22 protein-coding genes and 3 tRNA genes are annotated in these 24,935 nt (G+C 71.3%); 12 read left to right on the plus strand and 13 right to left on the minus strand.

From position 1 onward, the window contains the following. Window positions 1-11 precede the first annotated feature (11 nt). Entirely contained in the window at window positions 12-749 is a 738-nt protein-coding gene (locus tag K2F47_RS23730) for a LysE family translocator (RefSeq protein ID WP_242907201.1), read from the plus strand. 86 nt (window positions 750-835) lie between these two features. Here the strand turns inward: K2F47_RS23730 and K2F47_RS23735 are convergent, their stop codons facing one another. Next, window positions 836-2,725 (minus strand): KedN5 family methylcobalamin-dependent radical SAM C-methyltransferase, encoded by a 1,890-nt coding sequence (locus K2F47_RS23735; RefSeq protein ID WP_242907202.1) that lies wholly within the window; start codon window positions 2,723-2,725, stop codon window positions 836-838. An 882-nt stretch (window positions 2,726-3,607) separates the two neighbouring features. Here K2F47_RS23735 and K2F47_RS23740 point away from each other — a divergent pair. After that, on the plus strand, window positions 3,608-4,120 hold the full coding sequence (locus K2F47_RS23740; RefSeq protein ID WP_242907203.1) for a DUF2000 domain-containing protein: 513 nt from the start codon (window positions 3,608-3,610) through the stop codon (window positions 4,118-4,120). A gap of 11 nt (window positions 4,121-4,131) precedes the next feature. Further along, window positions 4,132-4,950 carry an SAM hydrolase/SAM-dependent halogenase family protein gene (locus tag K2F47_RS23745; RefSeq protein ID WP_242907204.1) on the plus strand — a complete coding sequence of 273 codons (819 nt, stop codon included), beginning with the start codon at window positions 4,132-4,134 and terminating at the stop codon, window positions 4,948-4,950. 75 nt (window positions 4,951-5,025) lie between these two features. Here the strand turns inward: K2F47_RS23745 and K2F47_RS23750 are convergent, their stop codons facing one another. After that, complete coding sequence (locus tag K2F47_RS23750; RefSeq protein ID WP_242907205.1) at window positions 5,026-6,045, minus strand: class I SAM-dependent methyltransferase; 1,020 nt, start codon at window positions 6,043-6,045, stop codon at window positions 5,026-5,028. 309 nt (window positions 6,046-6,354) lie between these two features. Here K2F47_RS23750 and K2F47_RS23755 point away from each other — a divergent pair, with 309 nt between their 5' ends. From K2F47_RS23755 to K2F47_RS23785, 7 genes are read left to right on the plus strand one after another with little or no spacing between them, the layout of a single operon-like run. Beyond that, on the plus strand, window positions 6,355-7,401 hold the full coding sequence (locus K2F47_RS23755; protein WP_242907206.1) for an NrtA/SsuA/CpmA family ABC transporter substrate-binding protein: 1,047 nt from the start codon (window positions 6,355-6,357) through the stop codon (window positions 7,399-7,401). Beyond that, complete coding sequence (locus K2F47_RS23760; RefSeq protein WP_242907207.1) at window positions 7,398-8,267, plus strand: ABC transporter permease; 870 nt, start codon at window positions 7,398-7,400, stop codon at window positions 8,265-8,267. Before K2F47_RS23755 ends, K2F47_RS23760 begins: the two co-directional genes overlap by 4 nt. After that, window positions 8,264-9,070 carry an ABC transporter ATP-binding protein gene (locus K2F47_RS23765; RefSeq protein WP_242907208.1) on the plus strand — a complete coding sequence of 269 codons (807 nt, stop codon included), beginning with the start codon at window positions 8,264-8,266 and terminating at the stop codon, window positions 9,068-9,070. Before K2F47_RS23760 ends, K2F47_RS23765 begins: the two co-directional genes overlap by 4 nt. Next, window positions 9,067-10,095 carry an ABC transporter substrate-binding protein gene (locus K2F47_RS23770; RefSeq protein ID WP_242907209.1) on the plus strand — a complete coding sequence of 343 codons (1,029 nt, stop codon included), beginning with the start codon at window positions 9,067-9,069 and terminating at the stop codon, window positions 10,093-10,095. The genes K2F47_RS23765 and K2F47_RS23770 overlap by 4 nt, the downstream gene beginning before the upstream one ends. Then, complete coding sequence (locus K2F47_RS23775) at window positions 10,092-11,021, plus strand: LLM class flavin-dependent oxidoreductase (RefSeq protein WP_242907210.1); 930 nt, start codon at window positions 10,092-10,094, stop codon at window positions 11,019-11,021. The genes K2F47_RS23770 and K2F47_RS23775 overlap by 4 nt, the downstream gene beginning before the upstream one ends. Next, a complete protein-coding gene (locus K2F47_RS23780) occupies window positions 11,011-12,204 on the plus strand; it encodes an LLM class flavin-dependent oxidoreductase (protein ID WP_242907211.1) in 1,194 nt (397 codons plus the stop codon). Before K2F47_RS23775 ends, K2F47_RS23780 begins: the two co-directional genes overlap by 11 nt. Next, the gene (locus tag K2F47_RS23785) at window positions 12,201-13,106 is read left to right on the plus strand and encodes an ABC transporter substrate-binding protein (protein WP_242907212.1); all 906 of its coding nucleotides are present in this window, start codon (window positions 12,201-12,203) and stop codon (window positions 13,104-13,106) included. Before K2F47_RS23780 ends, K2F47_RS23785 begins: the two co-directional genes overlap by 4 nt. On the opposite strand, the gene K2F47_RS23790 is transcribed toward K2F47_RS23785, so the two are convergent. From K2F47_RS23790 to K2F47_RS23805, 4 genes are read right to left on the minus strand one after another with little or no spacing between them, the layout of a single operon-like run. Beyond that, window positions 13,051-14,016 (minus strand): DMT family transporter, encoded by a 966-nt coding sequence (locus K2F47_RS23790; protein ID WP_242907213.1) that lies wholly within the window; start codon window positions 14,014-14,016, stop codon window positions 13,051-13,053. The two genes, K2F47_RS23785 and K2F47_RS23790, sit on opposite strands and share 56 nt — an antisense overlap. Window positions 14,017-14,030: 14 nt before the next feature. After that, window positions 14,031-14,762: an ABC transporter ATP-binding protein gene (locus tag K2F47_RS23795; RefSeq protein WP_242907214.1), complete on the minus strand. Its 732-nt coding sequence runs from the start codon at window positions 14,760-14,762 to the stop codon at window positions 14,031-14,033. Beyond that, entirely contained in the window at window positions 14,735-15,493 is a 759-nt protein-coding gene (locus tag K2F47_RS23800; RefSeq protein ID WP_242907215.1) for an ABC transporter permease, read from the minus strand. The genes K2F47_RS23795 and K2F47_RS23800 overlap by 28 nt, the downstream gene beginning before the upstream one ends. Continuing rightward, on the minus strand, window positions 15,490-16,440 hold the full coding sequence (locus K2F47_RS23805) for an aliphatic sulfonate ABC transporter substrate-binding protein (RefSeq protein WP_242907216.1): 951 nt from the start codon (window positions 16,438-16,440) through the stop codon (window positions 15,490-15,492). The genes K2F47_RS23800 and K2F47_RS23805 overlap by 4 nt, the downstream gene beginning before the upstream one ends. A gap of 199 nt (window positions 16,441-16,639) precedes the next feature. Between K2F47_RS23805 and K2F47_RS23810 the strand changes: the two genes are divergently transcribed. Further along, complete coding sequence (locus K2F47_RS23810; protein ID WP_242907217.1) at window positions 16,640-17,551, plus strand: hypothetical protein; 912 nt, start codon at window positions 16,640-16,642, stop codon at window positions 17,549-17,551. Window positions 17,552-17,564: 13 nt separating this feature from the next. On the opposite strand, the gene K2F47_RS23815 is transcribed toward K2F47_RS23810, so the two are convergent. The 7 genes from K2F47_RS23815 to K2F47_RS23845 form a co-directional block, all read right to left on the minus strand. Next, on the minus strand, window positions 17,565-18,557 hold the full coding sequence (locus K2F47_RS23815) for a sulfotransferase family protein (protein ID WP_242907218.1): 993 nt from the start codon (window positions 18,555-18,557) through the stop codon (window positions 17,565-17,567). Window positions 18,558-19,732: 1,175 nt separating this feature from the next. Continuing rightward, window positions 19,733-21,421: a CocE/NonD family hydrolase gene (locus K2F47_RS23820; protein WP_242907219.1), complete on the minus strand. Its 1,689-nt coding sequence runs from the start codon at window positions 21,419-21,421 to the stop codon at window positions 19,733-19,735. Window positions 21,422-22,014: 593 nt separating this feature from the next. Next, window positions 22,015-22,086 (minus strand) — tRNA-Val (locus K2F47_RS23825). A gap of 14 nt (window positions 22,087-22,100) precedes the next feature. Further along, window positions 22,101-22,171, minus strand: a tRNA-Cys gene (locus K2F47_RS23830). A gap of 24 nt (window positions 22,172-22,195) precedes the next feature. Beyond that, window positions 22,196-22,268: transfer RNA gene (locus K2F47_RS23835), tRNA-Gly, on the minus strand. Between the two features lie 40 nt (window positions 22,269-22,308). Next, entirely contained in the window at window positions 22,309-23,271 is a 963-nt protein-coding gene (locus K2F47_RS23840; protein WP_242907220.1) for a CHAP domain-containing protein, read from the minus strand. 165 nt (window positions 23,272-23,436) lie between these two features. Further along, window positions 23,437-24,240, minus strand: a complete 804-nt coding sequence (locus K2F47_RS23845) for a universal stress protein (RefSeq protein ID WP_242907221.1) — start codon at window positions 24,238-24,240, stop codon at window positions 23,437-23,439. Between the two features lie 128 nt (window positions 24,241-24,368). Here K2F47_RS23845 and K2F47_RS23850 point away from each other — a divergent pair, with 128 nt between their 5' ends. Then, window positions 24,369-24,929 carry a YceI family protein gene (locus tag K2F47_RS23850; protein WP_242907222.1) on the plus strand — a complete coding sequence of 187 codons (561 nt, stop codon included), beginning with the start codon at window positions 24,369-24,371 and terminating at the stop codon, window positions 24,927-24,929. Window positions 24,930-24,935: the final 6 nt, after the last annotated feature.

Here is a 24,935-nt window from a genome sequence, read left to right on the forward strand (position 1 = left end):
TACGAGCTTGATTGGTCGAAGCCGTCCGGCAGGCAGACTGGGATGCGTTGTCCATTCGACTGTCAACGGCTCAGGTGATGATCAACAATCTCCTTATCTTCGTAGGAACGACCTTCCTCGTGCTGGTGGTGCCCGGTCCCGATTTCGTGCTGGTGACCAGGAACACTCTCACGGGAAGTCGCGCCCAGGGATACCTCACCGCTTTGGGCATCTGTGCCAGTCTGGTCTTTCTGACCGCTCTCACCGCGACGGGTGTGGCGGCGGTCATCGCCCAGAACGACACGATGTCCACGGCGCTTCGCATAGCGGGTGGCTCATACCTCCTATTGCTCGCCTGGCAATTGATCGGCGCCGCCAGGGGCCGGCAGGCGGAGGCGGAGGCGCCCGTACTGAAAGCGGCGGAACCGATCGGCAGGGGTACGACGGCGGTAGCCGCACCGCCCCGGCAAGTGATCGCCCTACCGCTGGTCCAAGGCTTCCTCAACAACGTCCTCAACCCGAAGGCGCTGATATTCTACTTGACCTTCTTGCCCCAGTTCCTGGATCCGGCTAGGCAGATACTCGGGCAGGCTCTGCTGCTGGGGTTTCTCGTCGTCTGCTGCGCGGCCGTCTGGTGGGGCCTTTACATCACCATCATCGGCCGGCTGGGACGCGTCATGGCGAAGCGGTCCGTGCGGATGTGGATCGACGCCGGCGCGGGGGCGGCGCTCGGTGCGCTCGGTGTGTTCATCCTGTTCGGCCAGCTGTGATCGGAGGTGAATGGGCTCGGCCCGCCGCCTCCGCGACCGGTCACGGAGACCGGCAGTGGAGGCGGCGGGCCTGGGCTCGAAGGACGTTAACCGACCGCCAACCCGGACGTGCGTTCGGCTCGGGCGACGTAGTGGGTCGTCTCCTCGTGATTGGTCGAACGGGCGAGCTCGGCGAAGCCGTGGCGGAACCACAGCGTCATGGCGACCGGACGGGGACGCGGCGCCCGCTTGAATTCGTCGGCGTGCCTGGCGTTGCGGACGATGGCGGCGACATCGTAGCCGTACTCACGTTTCACCCGCCATTGCCGAACACCGTTGACCACGACCAGTTCCGCACGCGAGAACCCGCGCTTCTCGGGTTGCGGGAGGGGGCGGCTGTCGAGGTCGAATTGCAGCACCTCCCCGACAGCCTTTCGCCATTCGGCCGGAACCGCCGTCGCCAGCCGCTGGGCGAACCAGCCCTGCACCATCTCGTCGAAACCCCCCTCGGTGAAGCAGAACTCCAGGGCGGGGGCGAGCGAGTCCGGGTCGGCGGTGGAGCTCTCCGCGGCCGCCTTGAGCAGGCGGGCACCGGGGGTGTCCTGGGCCTCGATGTAGTCGGCCAGGGAGAGGATCGCCGCCGATTGGGAGAGATCCCCGACCTCCCGCAGGATCGCCCAGGTGTCCCGAAGCACCAGGTTCTCGGCCAGCAGGCGGGCCCAGAAGAGGAACCGCTGCATCCGCAGATTCTCCTCCAGGCTTACGTCCTTGTTGGCCAGGACGTACTCGAAATCGTCGCGCTCGCCCCGCACCGTCACGAAGCCATACCGTTCGCGGTGGTCGGTGTACTCGGTGTTCGGGAGCAGCAGCAGCGGATAGGCCGCTATCCGGGAGACATACTGGGCCAGCTCGTCGTAGCCGCGAAGGAAGCTCTCCGGCGTCTCACCGGGCGCGCCCCAGATCAGTTCGGCATAGGAGTCGAGCCCCTCCGCCGCCAGCCAGTCGGCGAGGTCCCGCCACTGGTTGATCTTCATGTTGCGCCGGTTCATCGCGGTCAGCGTCTGGTCGTCGAGCGTCTGGAGGGCCAGCGTGAACGAGCTCTGGAGGCCGGCGTCGCGCATCCGGCGGACGATGTCGTAGAACGTCGCGTTCTTGTTCTTCGCCCAGGAGGTCTCCAACGCGTGCGGGTAGCCGAAGCGCTCCTTGACCTCGATGAGGTCGTCCACGAACTCCCGGTCGGCCGGAAGCATGCCGAAGTTGGCGTCGCAGAGCACGATCGTCTCCGCCCCGGCCTCGGCGAGGCACTCCAGCTCCATGCGCAGCCGCTGCCGCGAGAACGCGCGGACCTTCTGACCGACCGCGCCGCCCCAGTAGCAGAAGGCGCAGTGGTAGGGGCAGCCCCGGTTGGTCTCCAGGAGCGCCACGTCGTAGCGGAACTCACCGTCGTCGTTCAGCAACGGGATGGTGCCCGTGAGGATCGGAGAAGGGATCTCGTCGAGGTCGTCGATGCGCTGCCGTACGGCGGTCGTCACGACCTCGCCTTCGCCACCCCGGAAGGAGATGCCGTCGATGTCCTCCCAGCCGCGTCCTTCCAGCACCGCGTGGACGAGCTCGCGGAAGGGGATCTCGCCTTCGCCGTTGACGACGACGTCCACGGCCTCATAGAGGCGGAAGACCCGTTCGCCCTGGTTGGCGACATGGTTCCCGCCGAAAACGATCAGCGACCGCGGGTTCGCCTGCTTGATCGCCTCCGCGACCATGGCGAACTGGCGAACGTTCCATCCCAGCACCGAGAAGCCGACGACATCCGGCGGCTGCTCGCGCAGTAAACGCACCGCCATCTCTAAGGGGCTGCTACTTCCGGAGAAGTTCTCGATGGCGACGTCGCAGTTGGATCGCAGGACCGGGTCGGCCTTTATCGTCGCAGCCAGATAGCCGGCGGCCAGCGGCATCGACTCCTTCGACATGTGCCAGACGCCTTGCTGAACAATCTTCACATGCAACATGGTCGCACTCCGATCAAGTAGCTTGGCGTGCTCCGGGTATCCGAAGCATCTGCTTAATCGCGCCCGTACTCGGGCATGGCAGTGGAGAGCGTAATGACCGGTCCGCAAAGCTCAGCGATGTACTTGTGTGGACGAACCCCCGTCCATCCAACTTGCACCCCGTGGAGAATCACTCCCGTCCACTGACGAGTGAGCAGGCGTCAACTCCGTGATTCGATTTATTGTGGCCAGCGGCGGTGCGGGAGAATTCAGATTCCGGTGCGCGATGCCATGCGGGTGGCATCGATCGCCTGCGAAAATCTGGTCGCTGACGCAAGTCAGTATTTATGAGCCTGAGTGGTCTGTCAAGGACTGTTCCAGACCACTCCACGCCTGTGGCATCAGGCGTAACGCTCGTCACTCTCCGCTTATTAAAGCTTTCATGGGCGGAGATATAGGCAACTTTGGTGATCATGATGGTGGTGCGAGCGGACGACTCTTCTGGTGCGGCTGAATGATCCGCGGACCCAATGTGGATAGTGTCGGTAAAGGGCAATATAGTGCGACCGTAATCCGGTCAGGCAGGGGTTCGGCCACCGGCCGGGGCGATCGCGCCCGCGTTGGAGGGCAACGAAAACCTTCGAAAGCGTCCCTTGGTCGAGGGCAAGACAGAACAGAATTCGGTGATCAATGGGTTGCCGCGAATTCAGTGCGGAGATTGCCGGTTTGGTGGGTCCTGAACGGTGCGGCTGTGGCCGTACGGATCGATCCCGGTGTTATGGTCTCGATGGTCCAGCCCGCGTCCGTGCCAGCGCGGTCGTCCGTGCCGCTGTGCGCATGTGACCGCCCGGCTCCGGTGATCCCCCCGCACGACTCGCGCATGAGGAGAGCCCGATGTCCGACGACCGTCCAGGGGAGGACCGCCGACCGGACGCCGCGTCCCCGCGCGACGGCCACGACCGCGCCGGCCAAGGAAGGAACGCTACAGCCGGCGGTGCCGCGGCCGGCGGGACACAGGTGCGCTGTGCGCTCGTGGTGGCCGAGGAGCTCCCGCGCTGGCTCGCCGCCAACACGACCGCCGTCCTCGGCGTGGCTTTGGGCGCCCATGGCCTGATCCCCGCCGGTCCCGACCTGGAGGACCACGAGGGCGGCCGGCATCCGGGGATCGGCACCGTCCCACTGCCCGTGCTCGCCGCGCCGAGCGGGGAACTGGCCCCGCTCCGGCTCAAGGCGCTCAAGCTGGGCATCGTCGTCATCGACTTCAACGAGGCGGCGCGCAACAGCCGCACCTACGACGAATATGAGAAGCGGCTCTCCACCGAGCCGATCGGTTATCTGGGGCTGGCCTTGCACGGGCCCAAAAAGGCGATTACCTCTGTATCGGGGAACCTCAAGTCTCTACGTTAGGAAACCGTGCCATGAGCGGCAGCAAGTGGATCACCTTTCTCACCGACTACGGCCTGGCGAACAAGTTCGTCGGCGTGTGCCACGGGGTGATGGCCGGCATCGCGCCCGAGGCGCGGGTCCTCGACGTGACCCATTTCGTACCGCGCGGGAACATCGCGCACGGCGCAGAGGTCTTCCAGCAGGCGATCGCATTCCTGCCGACCGGGGTGCACCTGACCGTGGTCGACCCCGGTGTCGGCGGGTCGCGCAAGGCCGTGGCGCTCGTGGTGGGGGAGAACGTGTTCGTCGGCCCCGACAACGGCCTGCTCCTGCCCGCCGCCGACGTCCTGGGCGGTGTCGACGCGGCGTACGAGCTCAGCGACCCCCGGTTCCACCTGGACAATGTCTCCCACTCGTTCCACGGCCGCGACATCTTCTCGCCGGTGGCGGCGCACCTGGCCAGCGGCGTCGCACCCGCCGAGCTCGGGCCTCCCGTCGACGTCTCCGAACTCGTCCGCCTCCCCGAACAGGTGCGCCGCCTCGCGGACGACACCCTGTACGGCCAGGTCGTGATCGAGGACCGCTTCGGCAATTTGCAGACGACGCTCGACATCGGTCTCCTCAAGGAGGCGGGCGTCGCGCTCGGGACCGAGTTCGTCCTCACCGCCGGCGACACCACGGCCGTGGTCCCCTATGTCGAGACCTTCTGTAGCGTCGGCGAGGGTGAGTCGCTGGCGCACATCGACTCGGCCGACCGGCTCGCGCTGGCGGTCAACCTCGGCAGCGCGGCGGAGCTGTTCTCCATGCACGAGGGGGACACGTTCACGCTCACGTACGGCAGCGCCGGCTGACGGCCCCTTCCTGACCGACCTGTTCACCTCGGACCATGCGGGCCGGTCCTCGTCGTTCCCGGGCGCCCGGCGCGGTCAGCGGCGCACGGCCAAGGCGAAGAAGCGGTGGTCGGCGTCGTCGTAGCGCTTCAGGTGCCACCCCGTGGAGGCCAGCAGTCGCACCAGCCGGGTCTCGGCGAGTGGTTCGTCGGGGCGCGGGGTGCGGCCGTGGCGGGCGGCGAGCGCGGCCCGTCCCGAGGGATGGAAGACGATCAGTTCGCCGCCGGGCCGGGTGACGCGTGCCAGCTCGGCCAGCCCGGCTGCGGGGTCGGGCAGGTGCTGCACCAGCCCGGCGGCGAAGACCGCGTCGAACCGGGTGCCGGTGAAGGGGAGGCGGCGGGCGTCGGCGACGAGCAGGGTGGCGCGGTGCGCGCGGCCGGTCGTCCTGGCGACGGCGAGCATCTCCGGGGTGACGTCCACGCCGAACACCCGCCCGGTCGGGCCGACGGCGGCGCGCAGTGCGGGCAGCGCACGGCCGGTGCCGCATCCGGCGTCCAGGACGGTCGCGCCGGGCGGGACGGCGGCCTCACCGACCGCGGCGGCGTAGGCGGGCATGTCGTCACCGAACCTGGCGTCCCAGGTCGCGGCGCGGGGCGCGAAGAACGCCCGGCTCTCGGCGACGTACCAGTCGTCGTGCCCGGCCAGCCGCGGGACGACGCGGCGGATCACCGGCCAGCGGGTGTCGTTCAGGTCGATCACGATGTCCGCGACCTGCTCGGTGTCAGCTTCCGGGGCATGGCGGGTGCGCAGCCGGATCACCACGTCCCACTCGCCCGGCGGCCGGGCGCGCTCCCCGGTGCCCGCCCCGATCGCGACCGCGCCCGGCTCCCGCGTGATCTCAGGGTCGCCGTCACGCGGCCGGACGCAGCGGCGCCCGGCGGCGGTCAGGTGATCGGCCAGCCGCGCGGCGACCGCGCCGGCGTGCCCGCCGCCCTCGACCAGCACGCACACCGTGCCGTCCGGCAGCATCCCGGCCACCCGGTCCAGGACGTCGCGCCAGCGGCCCGCCTGCTGCTCGGTCATCGACTCCAGCGCCGCCAGGGCATCACTCGTCATGCCTCCGATGATGCAGAAGCGCGGGGGAGCGGACCAGCGACCGCCCGCTGTGCCGGGGTCAGCGGTCGGGCTGATCTGCGAATACGGGCTTGACATATATTTTTCCTACCATAAATATAGGAATATGGCGCACGCACTGACCGTCCGGCGTGTGGTTGACCACATGCGGCTGGACAGCACTCTCTGTCGCTGATCCGGATCTGCCCTCCCCTCCTCCTCCCCGAGTCCCCCTCCTGCGAGAACCGTCGTCGTGTCCTGCCCGGACGCGGCGGCCGTCGTCTTGCTCGTTTCGCGAAGGGCCAGTCAGCCATGTCGAGTTCTGTTCCGCACGCCTCCCGGGCGAAAGTCCCACGCCGCCGGTCACCGCTGGTCTGCGCCGTCATCGCCCTGCTGCTGGGCCTGGCCACCGCCTGCGGCGGGTCGGCCACGGCCGGCGGCGGCTCCGGGCCCGGCTCGGTGATCAGGCTGAGCGACCCGGGCAACGCGGGTGTGCTCGCCTACGCCAAGCGCGAGAAGATCCTGGAGAAGCGGCTCGAAGCCGTCGGCGCGCGGGTGCAGTGGGGCGGTTCGTACGCCTCGTTCACGGCGACGATCGACGCGGTGCGGTCCAGGTCCGTGAACGTCCTGGAGGGCGCGATCTCACCGGCCGTGGGCTACCTCGCCAACGGTCGCGACCTGCGCATCTTCGCCGCCGCCGACCGTGTCACCGACAAGGCCGCACCCTACGAGGACGGCCTGGTCGTCAAGGCCGGCAGCCCGGTCAGGACGGTGCGCGACCTCGTCGGCAAGCGCGTCGCCGTCAACAAGGCCGGACGCGGCGAGTACCTGCTGCTGCTCGCGCTCAAGCAGGCCGGAATCCCGGCGTCGCAGGTCCAGCGCGTCCACCTGAACCCGGCGCAGGGCGCGTCGGCGTTCGCGACCGGCAAGGTGGACGCCTGGTGGGCGATCGTCGACGCCTATCCCGAGGTCGTCGCCAAGGGCGCGCGGGTCCTGCTGCACGGCCGCGACCTGCCCGACCGGGACCTCACCATCTTCGCCGCCCGGACCGAGGTGCTCCAGGCCAACCCGCGCGCCGTCCAGGTCTTCCTGGACGTGGTCCGCGAGCTGACCGAACAGGAGAAGCGCGACCCGCGCAGGTTCCAGAACGTGTTCCTCGACAAGGGCCCGACCGCCCTGTCCGGCGCGCGGCTGGACGACGCGATCGCCAAGGCCCGCTACCAGTCCGTGCCGCGCGCGGTCACCGACGCCGACGGCGGGCATGTCGCCGCGGTGGCCGGCCTGTTCCAGGAGCAGGGCGTGCTGCCGAACGCGATCCGGCCCGAGGACGTCCTGTTCAAGCTGGGGGCCGCCCGATGACCGCCGAGATCGCGCCCGACGCCGCGACCGTGCGGCGGCGGCCGGTGGAGGGACCCGTCGACGAGCTGCGTCCGCCGCCGTGGCTGGGGCAGCGCCGGCGGCGCCCGGCGGTCTCGCTGGCCCTGCGGGTGGCAGTGCCGCTGGCGCTGCTGGTCGCCTGGTGGTGGGGGGCGAGCAGCGGCCGCATCTCGCCGGACGTCCTGGCCGGGCCGGGAGCGGTGCTGTCCGCGCTGAGAGAGCTGGCCTCAACCGGGCAGCTCGCCGACTACGTGCTCGCCTCGGCGCGCCGGGTGGCCCTCGGCGTCCTGGTCGGCTGCGGCGCGGGGCTGGTGCTCGGCGCGGCCGCCGGGCTGTCCGCGCTCGGCGAGGAACTCATCGACCTGACCCTCCAGATGAAGCGGGCGGTGCCGTTCCTGGCGCTGGTGCCGCTGTTCATCTCCTGGTTCGGCGTCGGCGAGACGTTCAAGGTCGCGCTCATCGCGGTCGCGGCGTTCGCGCCGATGTACGCCTACGTCTACCTGGGCGTGCGCGGCGTCGACCGCAAGGTGGTGGAGGCCGCGCGCGGGTTCGGGCTCCGCGGCGCCCGGCTGGCGCTGTCGGTGGTGCTCCCGTCCGCGCTGCCCAGTGTGCTGATGGCCCTGCGGATCAGCCTGTCGGTGTCGCTGACCGGGCTGATCGCCGCCGAGCAGCTCGGCGCGACCGAGGGCATCGGCTACCTGGTGACGCTCGCCCAGCAGTACTACCGCAACGACTACATGGTGCTGTGCATCCTGATCTACGCGCTGCTCGGGCTGCTCATCGACCTGGCGATCAGGGGCCTGGAACGGCTCGCCACGCCGTGGCGCGGGCAGGTGACGGCCCGATGACCCGCGACGGGGACGAGGTGGCGGTGCGGGTCCGGGGCCTGCGCAAGACGTTCGGTACCAAGACCGTCCTGGACGGGATCGACCTGGAGGTCAGGCGCGGCGAGTTCTTCGCGCTGCTCGGCCCGAGCGGCACCGGGAAGACGACGCTGCTGCGCATGCTCGCCGGCCTGGAGCGGCCCGACGCGGGGACGGTGCTGACCGCGCCGCGCGTCACCACCGTCTACCAGGAGCCGCGGCTGGTGGTGGCCAGACGCGTGCTGGCCAACGTCACGCTCGGGCTGCCGCGTTCGGCGCGGGACAAGGGCAGCCGCATGCTCACCGAGGTCGGGCTGGGCGGGCGCGAGCGCGCCTGGCCGGCCACTCTGTCGGGCGGGGAGGCGCAGCGGGTGGCGCTGGCCCGCGCACTGGTGCGCGACCCGCAGGTGCTGCTGCTGGACGAGCCGTTCGCCGCCCTCGACGCGCTGACCCGGCTCCAGGCCCAGGACCTGGTGGCCGAGCTGTGCGCGCGGCACCGTCCCGCGGTCGTGCTCGTCACGCACGACGTGGACGAGGCGGTGCGGCTGGCCGACCGGGTCGCGGTGCTGGACGCCGGCGCCTTCGTCGTGGACCGTGCCATCGACCTGCCCCGCCCCCGCGGCGCGTCGTCGACCGCGTCCGACCCGGCGGTGCTGGAGCACCGCCGTGAGCTGCTGACCCGCCTGGGCGTCCTGTCGCCGCCCGACCGGGTGACCCCGCCGTCCGGCGAAGTGACCCCGCCGTCCGGCCGATCCGGCCTGACGTCCGACCGAGGAGTGATCGCGTGAGCAGTCCGCACAGCAGTGGTGTCGACAAGATCTGGTTCACCCGCTGCCCGGTTCCGACCGCCAGCGGCCTCGCGCACAGGCGCGGCGGGCTGGCCGAGGCGTTCGCGCCGTTCGGGCTGGAGGTGGGCGTCCTTCAGGACGCCGAACCCGAGCTCGCCCGCCACCATTTCGACCACGACCTGCCCGGGCTGTTCCGCGAGGGCGGCAACGTCCCCGCGCTGGCCGCCCGCAGCGAGGGCGCGCCGACCAGGCTGATCGGGCTGACGTGGATCGAGGAGTGGCAGTCGGTCCTCGTCCGTCCCGGCTCGGGCATCGAAGGCCCGGAGGACCTGCGCGGCGCCCGCGTGGCGCTGCCCGGCTGGGCCCGGACCAGGGCGCAGAGCTTCCCGCGCGCGATGGCGCTGCACGGCATCAAGGGCGCGCTCACCCAGGGCGGCCTCACTCTGGACGACGTCACGTTCGTCGAGGTCGACGCCGACCTGTCGCCCTCGGTGGGACGTGACGCGCGCGGCGGACGCATCGCGTGGCCCGGCCTGGACGAACTCGCCCGCGGCGAGGTGGACGCCGTCTACGTCAAGGGCGCCCGCGCCGCCGAGCAGGCCGCCGCCCTCGACCTCGCCGTCGGCGTCGACCTGGACGCCCACCCCGATCCGGCGACCCGCGTCAACAACGGCACGCCGCGGCCGATCACCGTGCACGAGCGGCTGCTGGACGAGCGGCCCGAGCTGGTGACCGCGTTCCTCGCCGCCACGCTGCGCGCGGCCGACTGGGCGGCCGCCGACCTGGACGGTGTGCGGGGCATCCTCGCCGGGGAGACCCGGTCGGGCGCGTCCGGCGTGCGCACCGCCTACCGCGACGGGTTCCACCGCACGCTGCGTCCCGACCTCTCGCAGGAACGGCTCGACCTGCTCGTGAAGCAGAAGGACTTCCTGCTCATCCACGGCTTCCTCGCCGCCGACGTGGACGTCGCGTCGTGGGCGGCGCACGAGCCGCTGCGCGAGGTCACCGAGAGGACGGCGGCATGACCCCGCCAGCGAGGTTCCTGGTCACGCTGCCGACGGCCGGGCCGGACGCGGTCCCGGCGCCGCTGCCGGAGTTCGTCACCGACACCCGCCAGGGCCGGTACGGGGCCTTCGACGCGATCGGCGAGGTGGGGCGCGCCGCCGAGGTCGTCGGCTTCGACGGGGTCGTCGCCCCCTTCGCGCCCGACGCGGAGGAGTCGCTGGTGGTGGTCGCGGGACTGCTGCGCCGCAACCGCTGGATCCACGGCGTCGCGGGCCTCCACCCGGGCATCGGGACCCCGGTGTACGCGGCCAAGCTGTCGGCGTCGCTGCAACGGTTCACCGGAGACCGGTTCGGCTGGTGGCCGGTCGTCGACCTCCCACCGGCGGCGGCGCGGGCGCACGGCGACTTCCTGGAGGGCCCGGACCGGTACGCCCGCGCCGACGAGTTCCTCACCATCGCCAAGGGCGTGTGGGCGCAGGAGGACTTCACCTACGAGGGCAGGTTCTTCCAGGTCCTCGCCGGGGGATTCCAGGGGCCGCTGGCCGGACGGCGCTTCCCGGCCGTCCACCTGTCCGGCCTCTCCGCCGACGCCTTGGAGCTGTCCGCGAAGCACGCCGACGTCCACGTCTTCGACGCGTCCGACGACCTCGACGCGCTCATCGCCGACCTGGGCGAGCGCGCCGCCGAGCACGGCCGGAGCGTCGCCTCCGGTCTGCGGCTGACCGTGGCGGCGCGCGAGGACGAGGACGAGGCGCGCGGCGTCCGGGCCGTCCCCGAGCACGCCCTCACCGGGTCGTTCGAGCAGGTCGCGGCGGAGTTGCGCGGCTATGCCGACCGGGGCGTGAGCACGTTCGTCCTGGAGCCGCCGCCGGACGTCGCAGAGATCTACCGGCTCGGGGAGCAGCTGCTGCCCCTCTTCGTTCGGGAGCACGCCCATGTCGATTGACATCTACTGGCGCATCGGGACGCACGGCGACCAGCCGTCGCTGCGCCGCCGCCTGGTGACCCGCGGCGACTGGTCGCCGGGCGTGCCCGGCAGCATCACCCCGGGCCTCCGCGAGGGCAGGCCGGACGGGTACAGCCATCTGGACCACATGGCCGACGTCGCGCGCTCCACCGAACTGTCGGGGTTCGTCGGCGGGCTGCTGCCCTCGTTCCCCTTCACCGACGACCCCTGGGCGGCGGCCGCGAGCCTGGCGCGCGAGACCACCACCTACCGCTTCATGATCGCCTTCCAGCCCGGTTTCCTGCACCCGGTGCAGGCGGCGCGGATGTCGGCGAGCCTCCAGCGCGCCACCGGCGGACGCGTCGTCTACAACATCATCTCCGGCGGCGGCGGCCCCGCCCAGCTGTGGTGGGGCGACAAGGTCGGCCACGACGACCGGTACGCCCGGACCTCGGAGTTCCTCGACGTCCTCAAGGCCGTGTGGGACGGCGGCCCGGTCACCCACCGCGGCCGCTTCTACCGGGTCGAGGGCGCGGGCCTGCCCGAGCGCCTCGCCGGGCAGCCCTTCCCCGAGATCTACTTCTCCGGGTCGTCCAAGGCGGCGATCGAGGCCGCCGGGCGGCACGCCGACTACTACCTGTCGTGGCTGGAGCCGTTCCCCGCGCTGGCCGCCAAGTTCGACCAGGTCCGCGAGCACAGCGCCGCGATCGGCCGGTCGCCCCGGTTCGCGGTGCGCATCGACGTGCTGGCCCGCGAGACCGAGGACGAGGCGTGGGCGGAGATTCGCCGCGGCTGGCGGCACGTCGACCCCGAGCAGCTGCGGGGCCCCGAGTCCACCGGCGACTCGGTCGGCTGGCTGCGCAGCTCGCAGTTCATCGACTGGCCGGTGCGCGAGCCCCGCGAGCTGGAGGCGAGCCCCAACGTGTGGGGCGGGTTCCACCTGCTGCGCGGCGGTCCCGCGTTCGGGCTGGTCGGCAGCTACGCGCAGGTCGCCGCCCGGCTCGACGAGCTGATCGCGCTCGGCGTGGACGCGTTCGTCCTCGCCGGCGTGCCGCACCTGGAGGAGGCGCGCCGCGTCGGCGAGAACGTCCTGCCCCTGCTGCGCGGCCGCCGGCCGGACGGCGCGCCCGGCACGTCCGTCCCCTCTCTCGAAACCCTCGAAGCGAAAGGATCCACCCGATGACCCGCGTCGGCTACTTCCCCCACAACAACTCGCTCTGGGTGCTGCGGCACCGGGGGATACTGGAGCGCTCGCTGCCGGACGTGGAGTGGGTGGACCTGCGGTCGCTTCCCGCGGGCGACCGTCCCGCGCCCACGGAGGGCCTGCCCTCCGTGCACGGCGACCACCTGTTCGACGGCGGCTACGACTTCATCGGCACGGGCTCCACGCCGCCGGTCACCGCGCAGGCCCGCGGCCACGACATCGTCTACGTGGCGATCTCCGGGCCGCGGGTGGACAACGGGCGGCTGGTCTCCCTGCCCGGCTCCGGCATCGACTCCCCGGCCGACCTGGCGGGGAAGCGGGTCGCCCTCGGCCACGGCTCCTGGCAGACGACGCTGCTGCTGCTCGCGCTCGACCAGGCCGGGCTGACCTGGCGCGACATCGAACCGGTCGACGCGGGGAACGAGGGCGCGCAACTGCTCCTGGACGGCAAGGTCGACGCCTGGACCGGCAGCTACCCCGCGCTCGCCGCGCTGGAGAGCGAGACGCAGCCGCGGACGCTGATCGAGACCGAGGGGCTGTTCAGCCACCGCTCGCTGTGGTTCACGCGGCGCGACTTCGCCGTCCGGCACCGCGACACGCTCGCGGCCATCGTCGGGGCGTTGCAGGAGTCGGACGCCTGGATCCGCGCCAACCCCCGCGAGGCGGCCGCGCTGTTCGCCGCCGACGACGGCGGCGACCTCGACACGTGGGAGCACGCGCTGCGCGGCCGTCCGTTCGGGCTGCTCCCGGTCAGCGACGACTTCGTCGCCGAGCAGCAGCGGGCCGCCGACCTGCTGCACGCCAACGGCCTGATCGACCGGAAGATCACCGTCGCCGACGCCGTCCTCCCGGACCTGGCCGATCTGGTCGCCCGCGACTAGCCGACGCGGGACGCACGACCAGCAGCACCCCGGCTCCGGCGACCGCCATGCCCGCGACGGTGCTCGCGGTGAGGCCCTGCCCGAGCAGCGGGACGGCGAGCAGCGCGGTCGCCGGCGGCACCAGGTAGAGCAGGCTCGTCGCCACCCCGCCCGAGCCGCGCCGGAGCAGGACGAACAGGAGGATGAGGGCGCCGATCGAGTTGACCGTCGCCAGCCACACCAGTGAGCCCAGGGCTTCGGCCGTCAGCGGCAGGCCGAGCCCGCCGTGGACGAGCGCGAGGGGGAAGCAGGTGAGGGCGGCGCCGATCAACTGGATCGTCGTCCCGGTGCGGAGATCGACGGAGTGGCCGAACCGTTTCTGGTAGAGCGTTCCGGCGGCCAGCCCGACCAGCGCCACGCCCGTGAGCGCGTACCCGGTGAGCCGGCCGCCGGCGGCCAGCCGCTCGCTCACCGAGAGGGCCACCCCGGTCAGGCCGAGCCCGAGCCCCGCCCACTGGCGCCGGGTCAGCCGTTCGGAGAACAGCGGAACCGCGATCGCGGCCACGATGAGGGGGCAGGCACTGAGGATCAGGGCGGACGTCCCGGCGGGGACGCCGCGTCCCAACCCCAGGAAGACACCGCCGAGCTGCACCGTTTGCAGCAGCGTCCCGGCGACGAGGAGGTGGCCCCAGACGCGGCGGCCGGACGGCCACGGTGCCCGGGTGGCCAGGGCGAACGAGCCGAGGACGAGGGCGGCGAGCAGGAAGCGCCAGGCCACCAGGGCGAGCGAGTGGCTGCTGCGCGCGCCGATGGACCCCGCGACGTAACCGCTGCTCCAGACGGGGACGAACGCGACCTGGACCGCGACCGTCGAGAGGCGTCCGGGCGGACGCCGGTCCGCCCCTCCCGCCCGACCCGGATACCCCCTCAAGGACAGGCGCCGCTCTAGGAGAGGGCGTCGTCCGGGGTGGCCGGGACGCGCAGGAGGGTCAGGAGGCGGCGGCGCAGGGCGGCGAAGCCGGGGGCGTCCACGGCCCGGGGATGGTCCAGGTCGACGCCGATCGCCTCGACGATGCGGCCGCCGTCCAGGACCAGGAGGCGGTCGGAGAGCAGGATCGCCTCATCGACGTCGTGGGTCACCAGGAGCGCCGCGAACCCGTGGGCGGCGCGAAGGCGGGTGAAGAGGGCCTGCATCTTCAGCCGGTTGAGCGCGTCCAGGGCGCCGAACGGCTCGTCCAGCAGGAGCAGTTCGGGCCGGCGGACCAGGGCGCGGGCGATCGCGACCCGCTGGGACTGGCCGCCGGACAGCTCGGCGGGCCAGGCGTCGCCGCGATCGGCCAGGCCGACCTCGGCGAGCGCGGCGGCGGCGCGGGACGCGGCCTCCCCGGTGCGGACGCCCAGAGCCACGTTCGCCGCCACCCGCTTCCACGGGAGGAGGCGGTGCTCCTGGAACACCACGGCACGCGAGGCGGGCACCGACACGGTCCCGGACGCCTCGTCGTCGAGCCCGGCCAGGATGCGCAGCAGCGTGCTCTTGCCCGAGCCGCTGGCGCCGAGCAGCGCGACCACCTCGCCGCGGTCGATGGCCAGGTCGACCCCGTCCAGGACGGTCGTGCCGCCGAACGAGCGGCGCACCCCGGCGGCCTCGACTAGGCGGCTCGCAGTCCGCGTCGCCATGCCAGCAGCCTCCTCTCTCCCATCCGCAGGGCCAGGTCCGACAGCAGGCCGAGCAGCGCGTACACCAGCAGGCCCAGCACCACGACCTCGGTCTGGGAGAACTCGCGCGCCTCCATCATCATGAAGCCGAGCCCGCTCTGCCCGTTGACCTGCTCGCCGACGACCAGGCTCAGCCACCCGGCGGAGAACGCCAGCCGCAGCCCGAGGAACAGCGAGGGCATCGCCCCGGGCAGCACCACGTGCCGGACGCGTTCCGACCAGGTCAGCCCGCAGGTGCGGGCGGCCTCGACCAGCCGCTCGTCGATGTCGCGGATGCCGGCGTAGGTGTTGAGGTAGATCGGGAAGAACGCGCCCAGCGCCACCAGCGTGACCTTCAGCGACTCCCCGATGCCCAGCCAAATGATCAGCAGCGGGACCAGGCCGAGGTGCGGCAGCATCCGGGCCGCCTGGACGGTCGGGTCGACCAGGTCGTCGCCGGCGCGCACCAGCCCCGCGATCGCGCCGAGGACCAGCGCGACCGTGCCGCCGATCAGCAGCCCGAGCACGGCCCGTTGCAGCGAGTCGAGCAGCGAGGCCCCGAGCGTGCCGTCCCGGGACAGCCGCCACGCCGCCTCCAGCACCGCACTGGGCGGGGGCAGCTTGTCCGGGGCCAGGACGCCCGCGCGCGCCGTCCCCTCCCAGACCGCCAGCAGCATGATCGGCGTGGTCAGCCGCCGGACCCGGAGGCTCACCTGAAGATCCCCGAGTACCGCTCGTCCACCCGGGCCCTCATGTCGACCTTGCCGGGGATCAGGTCCAGCCCGGCGAATCCGTCCGCGATCCTCTGCAACTCGGCGCCTACGGTGGCGTCCACGGGGGCGAGCGGCTGCGCGCTGCGGGCCAGCGCCCGCCGGGTGGCGTCCTCGGGGATCTTCAGCTCCGGGGCCAGGACCCTCGCGCGGTCCGCCGGGTTGGCGCGCCCCCAGTCGGTCACCCGCCGGTACTGTTGCAGGAACCCGGTGAGCTGCTCGGCCTTCTCCTTCAGCGCCTCGGGCGAGACCAGGACGTACTCGCGGTTGTTGGCGAGCCCGCTCGCGTCCGCGAGGACTCTCACCCCGGGCCGCTCGGCCAACGCGAAGTACGGGTCCCAGATGATCCAGGCGTCGATCCGGTCGTTGTCGAACGCGGGCCGCCCCTCGGCCGGTTTGAGGTACCGGATCTGGACGTCCTCGGCCGTCATCCCGTTGGACTCCAGCAGCCGGAGCAGCAGCCAGTGCACGTTGGAGCCCTTGTTGAGCCCGATCGTCCTGCCCTTGAGGTCCCGGAACGACCGGAACCCCCTGCTCTCCTTCACCAGCACCGCCTCGCCCCTGGGGACGGGCGCCGAGGTGCCGATGATCTTGAAGTCGACGCGCCCGGCCGCCGCGAAGATCGGCGGGGCCTCGCCGACCTGGCCGATGTCGACCGATCCGGCCTTGAGCGCCTCGGTGAGCGCCGGACCGCTCTCGAACAGCGACCATTTCGTCCCCGGCGGCGCCGCGTTCCGCGCCTTGAGCAGGCTGAGCCCGCCGAACCGCTGGTAGCCGACGCGCAGCGCCCCACCGGACGCCCCGGCCTCCCGCTCACCCCCGCACGCGGTGAGCGCGCCCGATCCGAGCAGCAGGAAGAGCCCGGTGAGGGCGGCGATGATGCGGCGCATGGGTCCACGCTCCTTGCCGATCGGATCAGCACGAAAATATAGGACAAAACCGATCAGTTGACTAGGTTATTGGGTCGCTCGGCTTGGGCCTGCTCCCCGGCCGTCGCGCCCTCCGGGATCGACCGCCTCGGGCGCGCGGCCATCCTGGACCCGCCGGATGCCTGGACCTCGACCCCCGGGGCATGCCTATTATTTCGATATGGAATTGGGGGAAACTGACCCGCGGGTCGCCGCTCTGCTGCCGCGCCCGGACCGTTCGGTCGTCGCCGTGGAACCGCCGGGTGACGGCGACGGGTACTGGGCTGGAGCGCCCAGCGCCGTCGAGAGCGAGGGGTGGATCTACCTGGCGTACCGGTTGCGGCGGCCCATCGGGAAGGGCCGCGGCTACGCGGTGGTGGTCGCCCGCTCCGCCGATGGCGAGCGCTTCGAGCCGCTGGTCACGATCGGCAAGGACGCCATGGAGGCCGAATCCCTGGAGCGGCCCGCCCTCGTCCGGACCGCCGAGGGAACGTGGCGGCTCTACCTGAGCTGCGCCACGCCGGGAACCAAGCACTGGCGCGTGGAGGTGCTCCAGGCCGCCGCCCCGGACCGGTTCAGCGCCCGCGACCGGCGGGTCGTCCTGCCCGGCGACGAGAAGACGGGCGTGAAGGATCCGGTGATCGTCCGGCACGGCGGCCGCTGGCACCTGTGGGCCTCATGCCATCCGCTGGCCGACGCGGCCGAGGCCGACCAGATGACCACCGAGTACGCCACCAGCGCCGACGGGCTGGAATGGATCTGGCACGGGACGGCTCTCAGCCCCCGGCCGGGCGAGTGGGACGCCCGGGGCGTGCGGGTCAGTGCGGTGCGCTTCGCGCCCGACGGGATCGTGGCGGCCTATGACGGCCGGGCCAGCGCGGCCGAGAACTTCGAGGAGCGCACCGGCTTCGCCCTCGGCGACGACCCCGCCGCGCTCTCGGCCGTCGGATCCGCCCCGTGGGCGTCCTCGTCCCACCACGGCGGCGGGTTCCGCTACCTGGACGCCCTCACCACTCAGGACGGTCGCCTCCGTCTGTTCTACGAGGTGACTCGTGCGGACGGAGCGCACGAGCTGCGTACCGAGTTGCGCTGACCGGTCCCGTGTCTCAGCGCGCGTGCGGACGGCCGTTGCGGGCTTGGCGCTGGCCGTCCGGCCGCGCGCCCACCCGCCCGCCGGAGGCCTCCTTCGGCTCCAGCCAGTCGCCGAAGTCCTCGCCGGTGACCTTCTCCAGCAGCTTGACGTCGGCCTCGAACAGGGGGATGAGGGCCTCGCGCTGCTCCCAGGTCAGCGGCCGCCGGGCCGGGCCGTTGCGCTGGAGCGCGCGTTCCAGCGGCGCGGCGACCCGGGTGGCCAGGTCGCCGGGCAGGGCCGCGCCCGCCGCCACACCGGCCCGCAGCATCCGCGAAAGGACGCGATGACGCGTCGTGCGGCCGGGATGCACGGTGACGTTCTCCCGCGGGACCTCGGTGAGGATGCCCGGCTCGACGTTCAGGAACGAACAGATGCGGTCCAGCGTCGGCGCCGGCCGCTCCAGCAGTTCGCGGTACCGGAAGACCAGGACCTGCTCGCGGGGGAACAACCCGTACAGGTGCTCCAACTGCTCGCCGTACCGGCCCAGCCGGACGTAGTGCCAGAAGGCCGCCCAGCCCGCGTCGATCCGCCGGTCCTCCTCCCGGCAGGCGAGGACGACGTCGTCGATGGGCTCCAGCCCGGCCGACCACAGATGCGTCCAGTTGGAGTGGGCCCGCTCCACCGGATCGCGCAGAACGGCGATCAGCCGGGCCTCGGGGATCAGCTCGTGGATGCGCCGCTGGGCGGCCCGGTCGTACAGGTAGAACGGGGTGGACTCCCCGCGCAGCGCGCCGGGCGGGGCATCCGCGAACAGCGCCTCGTACTCCGCCCTGCGCCAGACGTGCTCCCGGTAGGTCTGCGCGTCACCCGGCCCTCCCCGGGTCGGAGGGGGCGCGCCGCCGGTCAGGAAGAACTTGGGCTCCTTCACCGCCGACAGGTGGAGCCCGGGGTGACCGGCCAGCGCCGCGTGCAGCGCGGTGGTCCCCGTCTTCGGAGCACCGATCACCAGGAAGTCCGGCAGGGCCATCACGTCCTCCTAGCGCGACCTCGACCAAGTGCACTATATCTACCAATTAAGTAGGTAACTAGCCCGTGCCATCCCCGAAACCAGATATCGCCTGACGGCCTCGGGAGATCGACGTGGCCGAGGCCGCTCGCGGTCCCAGGCGCTTCAGCGCAGACCTGCCGGCGCCGGGGATCACTCGATCACGCCGAACTGGCCGTCACCCGTAGGCTGGACGTCTCTGAATCCGAATTCCACATGTCGCACAAGCGGCCACCTCCGATGCGAGCGATCCGGCACGCCTGGCTGACCGAACAGGTCCGCCGGGCGCACAGCGAGTCCCGCGGCATCTACAGCGGCCAGCGCGTACACGCCGAACTCACTCTCGGCCCGGGCATCCAGGTCGGACACGGAGCCGTGGAAATGCTGATGCGCCGCGCCGGGCCGCGCGGCCTGCCCGGCTCCCGGCGGCGCCGTCCGGTCCACCAGACCTCGACAGCAGCCGACCTCGTCGATCGCCGATTCGTTCGGGGACCGACCCGCCCCGGTAGCCGGGGTCGATCAGGACCGGCAGTTGGCCGGTGCAGGGGTACACCGCAGGTGCGGCAGGCGTTGCGGTTGGCGATCGATTGGTAGCAGGCGTGCACGGCCGGGCACGGCGTGTTGTCGCACGACCTGCCCGAGCCGTTCACGCCCGGCTATCCCAAGTCGCTGGTGCGCAGGCAGGACGTCGCCCGAGCGCGCCAGTTGCTCAAGGAGGCAGGTAGGGAGGGCGTCACGGTCGAGCTGGTCATCGGCCCGGTCTCGCCCGAGGCCATGCCCATGTGTACGGTGCTGGCGAAGGGCGCCGCCGAGATCGGGATGCCCATCAAGGTCCGGCAGGTCGACATCGCCACGCTGACTCACCCGCCCGAGGCCGGCCTCCGTGAGCTGCGGTCGATCTCCGAGAAGGCGCAGGCCACCGGCGACCAGGCCGAGCGGGTGCGGCTCACCGAGCGGATGTACCGGATCCGGACCGACCGCGGCGGCTGGATCATCCCGTTCATCGCCAACGTCGAGAACGCCCACAAGGTCCAGACCGGGCGGCTGGCCCAAGAACGACTTTTCCGGACGGACGTTCGGCAACGCCCGCTTCGAGCAGGTCTACCCGGCCTCCGGCTGACCCGCGGCAGGGGCGCGGGTCAGCCGTTACGCCGGGGTCAGCGGACGGGCGTCGGAATGATCGGCAGCGTGATCGACGACTGGTGCTCCGGGTCGTGCAGGACGGCCTGCGACGCGGGCTGCGTGGTCGTGTCGGCGCCGAACTTCCCGCCCGTGTTCGGGTTCCGGTCGTACATCGGGAAGTTGCTGCTGGAGATCGCCAGCCGGATGCGGTGGCCCGCCTTGAACATGTTGCTGGTCGGCCACAGCTTGATCGTGTACTTGTAGACCTCCCCGGGGGTGATCAGCTCCGGCTTCTCCAGCGAGACCCGGTACCGGGCGCGCTGGATGCCGTCCCGGACCAGCATCGAGGTACCGTCCGGCTGGACGTCGGTGAGCTTCGCCGTCCAGTCGGTGTCCCTCGCCGAGGACCTGGCGTACAGCGTGACCGAGATCGGGCCGGTGACCTCGGTGTCCTTGGTGAGCCGCGGGGTGCTGTAGACCAGCACGTCCCGCCGCTGCTCGACGGACCGCTGGTCCCGCGGGCCGCCGGGCACCGAGCTCTGGAAACGGCCGCCGACGCTCGGTACCGGGTTCGCCGGGTCGTACTGGTACTGGTCGGCCTTCTCGTCCGTCGCGGGCGCGGTGGTATCGAGCGTGCCGCCGCCGGCCGCCGTGTTCGCGTCGCCCTTGCTGTGCAGGTAGTACGTGGTGTTGGCGGTGCCGGGGATCGGCCAGGAGTCAGCCGTGCGCCACTTGTTGGCGCCCATCACGAAGACCTTCACCGGCGGATCCTTGTCCACGCCGTTGTCGATCCCCTTCAGCCAGTGGTCGAACCAGCGGAGGTGCAGATCGCCCACCGCGACGACCGCCTCCGGACCGAAGTCGACGTCGCCCACCTTGCTGCCCGAGCCGCCGTGCGTCCACGGCCCGACGAGGAGCTGCGTGCCCTGCCGGGCGACCTCGGACCCGCCCTGGGCGCGCATCCCGGCGAAGTTCTCCACCGTCCCGTTGAGGAAGATGTCGGACCAGCCGCCGAAATTCAGCGACGGCACCTTGACCTGCGGATACTTCGTGCGGATGCTCCAGCGCTTCCAGTAGTCGTCGTCGCTCGGGTGCTCGATCCAGTCGAAGTAGTACGGCGCGATGCGGTGGTCCTCCGGGTACAGCGGCGGGAAGTTGTTCAGCGGCTGGTACCGGTACCACTTGGTGTGCAGGTCCCGCGACGCCTGGGTCATCTCCGCCCGCAGCTTCGCGCCGTCCGGGAGCTTGCTGATGACGCCCCCGTTGAGGAAGGTCAGCAGCCAGTCCTGGATGAACGCCTGGTACAGCGCGCCGCCCTCGTAGGTCCATCCGTCGTAGATGTCGGAGGACGTGAACGCCGGGGCGATCGTGACCAGGTGCGGAGGCGTGAGGGTGGCGGGCAGCCACTGCGTGAGCCCTGGATAGGAGAACCCGTACATGCCGACCTTGCCGTTGGAGTGCGGCAGAGCGGCGGACCACTCGATGGTGTCGTAGCCGTCCTCAGCCTCAGTCCGGTACGGGTAGAAGGTGCCGTCCGACTTGTACTCGCCGCGGACGTCCTGCACCACGACGAGGTAGCAGGCCTTGGCGTAACGGTCGGGGGCGCCGTAGACGAAGCTCAGGGCGCCCTCCTTGTTGTAGGGCAGCCGCATCAGGATGACGGGGAACCCGCCGTCCCCTTTCGGCGTGAACACGTTGCTGCGCAACACCGTCCCGTCCCGCATAGTGGCAGGGACGTCCTTCTGGACACTGAATTCGCATTCCTGCGCCTTCGGCGGGGCGCCGGCCGCCGCCCCGGGCGCGGCGGAGACGCCACCCAGCAGCACCACAGCCGCCGCTAAGAGGGACAGCCGCCAGCTGCGACTTCTTCTGTCCGCCCAGATCGTCCGCCGTCTCGCACGCATCGCCGCAACCCCTTCCTGGCCGGGGCGGCCGGGCCGCCCATCGACTGTTCGACGTCCTCGGGCGGAGCATCTCATGATCACGACGGCTGGTCAGGAGGGCGGTCAGGGCCTGTCGGCCGAGCGGTCGATCGGTGCGCCGAACGGTATGTTTGTGGCGAATTGTCTGACTCGACACAACCGGTCCCCAAAATGCGGAGACAAGTCGGACAACCCGAAAACACCGTTTCCGACCATGCATTGAGGTTTTCTCTGCAAGATCGATTCGGGCGCCAGGGGGTGCGCGGGCCTGTACCGGCAGGGCGCAGTGGGCGCTAGCGCGCGAGCACCTCGGGGGTCCGGGGGGCGCCCCCCGGGTGGACGCCAGGCTCCGGCGAAGTTGAGCCCGAAGGGCTCAACGAGCATAAGGGAGCAAGTGGGCGATACTGGGATTGAACCAGTGGCCTCTACCGTGTCAAGGTAGCGCTCTCCCACTGAGCTAATCGCCCTTGCGTGTACTGCGAGGTGGAGACGGGATTTGAACCCGTGTACACGGCTTTGCAGGCCGTTGCCTCGCCTCTCGGCCACTCCACCAGAGCGAGGCCGTCGGCCTCTCAGAGCGGACGACGGGATTCGAACCCGCGACCCTCACCTTGGCAAGGTGATGCTCTACCAACTGAGCCACGTCCGCGTGCCGGCTCCGGGGTTCCTCCCGGCGCGCATGGCCAACTCTAGCGGAACCCCGGGGCTGGTGCGTACTCGGCGTCGGTGGCCTCGGCGTGCAGGGAGTTCCAGAACGCGAGCTCGCTGTCCTCTTCGAGGTGGGCGATGCGGCCCCAGAACTCGCGGTCCTCGGCCTCGTGCGCGGCGGCGAGGGAGAGGGCGGGCATGACGGTGGTGCCGGCGTCGGCGGCGTCGAGGTCGGCCGGGGTGACGTCGGCGGGGAGGGTCACCGGGGTCGCGGGGCGGTGGTGCTTGCCGCGCTTGCGGACGCGGATGGGCGCGGCCGTGGGGGCCTTCGCGGCGGCGGCGCGTCCGGCGGCGAGGGCGACGGTGCCGCAGAGGACGAAGGCGAGGATGCCGCCGAGCACGACCTCCTGGGTGGGGAAGGGCTGGTCGGGGGAGCTGTGCTCGCGCTCCTGGGTGTTGGTGGACGCGGCGGGCGCCCCCACCTTGTCGACGGTCGGGGTCGGGGCGGCGTGCCGGGGGGTGTACTTCGGGGCCTCGACCTTGATCTTGCCCGGGTAGCCGAAGCCGACGACGGAGTCCATGTCGCGGGTCTTGCGCATGAGCTTGTAGCCGTCGGCGTTGGCCTCGATCGTGTGCAGGGTCTTGCCGTCGACGCGCTCGACGAGGCCGACGTGGTCGATCTGGTCGGGGTCGCCGGAGCCGTTCCAGTCGAAGAAGACGAGGGCGCCCGGCTCCGGGGTCCTGCCCCAGGCGTCGTGCTTGCGGAACCACTCGGCGTGCTCGACCGTCGAGGCGAACTGCCCGGCCTGCTCGGTGACGCCCGCCTTGTCGGCGGCCCAGGCGAGGAACATGTCGCACCAGGGGGCCGTCTTGAAGTAGGAGTCGTGGTCGCCGTCGATGTTGGCGGTGTACCAGTCGCCGAACTTGGTGTAGCCGTCGCCCTTCTCGGTGTAGCCGAGCTGGCTCTTGGCCACGTCGAGCAGCTTCTTGCCGATCGGGTCCATCACGCTCCCTGCCGCCTGACAACCGCCGTCTGACTGCGTTCGGGCAGGAGGCGCCCGACCGGGTGGTGACCGAACGTGTTAGGTCACGTTCCGATCTCGACGGAATGTAGTGCAGGTAAAGAGGTAGCGGCAAGTCGTTCCGGGAGAACGGGCGAAACGGACCACTCAGAAGTATCCCCGGGGAAGGACGGTCACCGGACACGGAGCCGCGCGCAGCACCTTCAGCGCCACCTCGCCGAGGAAGACGCGGTGGACGGAGGCGTCCTCGCTCGACGCGCACACCAGGATCTCGCCCTCGGCCCAGTCGAGATCGCCCATGGCGTCGGCGACGTCGTCGCCCTCGGCGAGTTCGGCGGAGACGTCCTCGGGCGGGAGTTCGGCGGAGTCGGTGGCGAGGCGGATGGCCAGTGCGAGGTCGTCGCGGAGCCGCTCGGGGTGGGCGTCGCCGAGCGCGAGCGTGACCAGGCGGAGCGGGACGTCCAGCCGTTCGGCGGCCTGCGCGGCGCGGATCACGGCGTCGTCGCACTGGGGGCGCCGGACGTACATGACCGTGATCCGCTCCAGGTCCTCCGGCGGCGTGTAGCCGGACGGGGTGAGCATCACGGCCTCGGTCGCCGAGTGCAGCAGGTGGTCGGCGGCGGCGCCGACGCTAATCCGGCCCCGTGCGCCGCCCTCGGGGGAGCCGACGACGATGAGGTCGGCGCCGGTGCGGCTGGCCAGCAGGGTCAGGCCCCGCCCGACGCCGCGTCCCTCCTGGACGAGGAGGTCGACGGGCAGGTCGTCCAGGTACGCGGCGGCCTGTTCCAGTAATGCGCGGGCCTCGCCCGGCGCGGCGGGCACGTCGGGCGGGTGGACGATGGCGACGCTCAGCCGTCCGCCGGTCAGGCCGACGATGGCGCGGGCCAGCCCGAGGGCCTCCCGGCCGCCCGCGTCGTGGGCGTATCCGGCCAGGACGTGTTCACCGATCATGTACGGAGCATTCCCTCCGCGCGGCGGGTCAGACGTGGGCCGCCTCGGCATGCTCTTGTCATGATTTGGGGTAACTTTCCTAGATTGCATGGGATTGATGCTATTTGGGGGGTTCAATGGAGCGCGAGGTGCCCGATCTCGACACCGGCCGCTGGACGATCGATCCGGTCCACTCGGAGATCACCTTCACGATCCGGCACCTGATGACGACGGTGCGCGGCTCGTTCCCCGACTTCGGCGGGGAGGTGGTGATCGGCGCGGATCCGCTCGACTCCAGCGCGACGGCCGAGATCCAGATGGCCTCGATCGACACCCGCAGCGCCGAACGCGACGAGCACGTCCGCTCCGCCGACTTCCTCGACGTGGAGAACCACCCGGTCATGACCTTCGTTGGGACCGGCGTGGAGCCCGCCAGCGTGGGCCGCCGCGCCCGCGTCCCCCGCTACCACCTGGACGGCGAGCTGACGATCAAGAAGGTCACCCGGCCCGTCCGGCTGCTGGCGGAGTTCCACGGCGTCGAGGCCGACCCGTGGGGCGGCGTCCGGGCCGGGTTCACCGCGACCGCCTCGATCAGCCGCCGCGACTTCGGCATCGAGTTCAACGTCCCGCTCCAGGGCGACAAGGTCATGCTCGGCGACACGATCGGCATCGCGTTGGAGATCCAGGTCGTCCACGCACCCGCCGGCTAAGACCGG

It is taken from the genome of Actinomadura terrae (genome assembly GCF_022751215.1).
GTDB lineage: Bacteria > Actinomycetota > Actinomycetes > Streptosporangiales > Streptosporangiaceae > Spirillospora > Spirillospora terrae.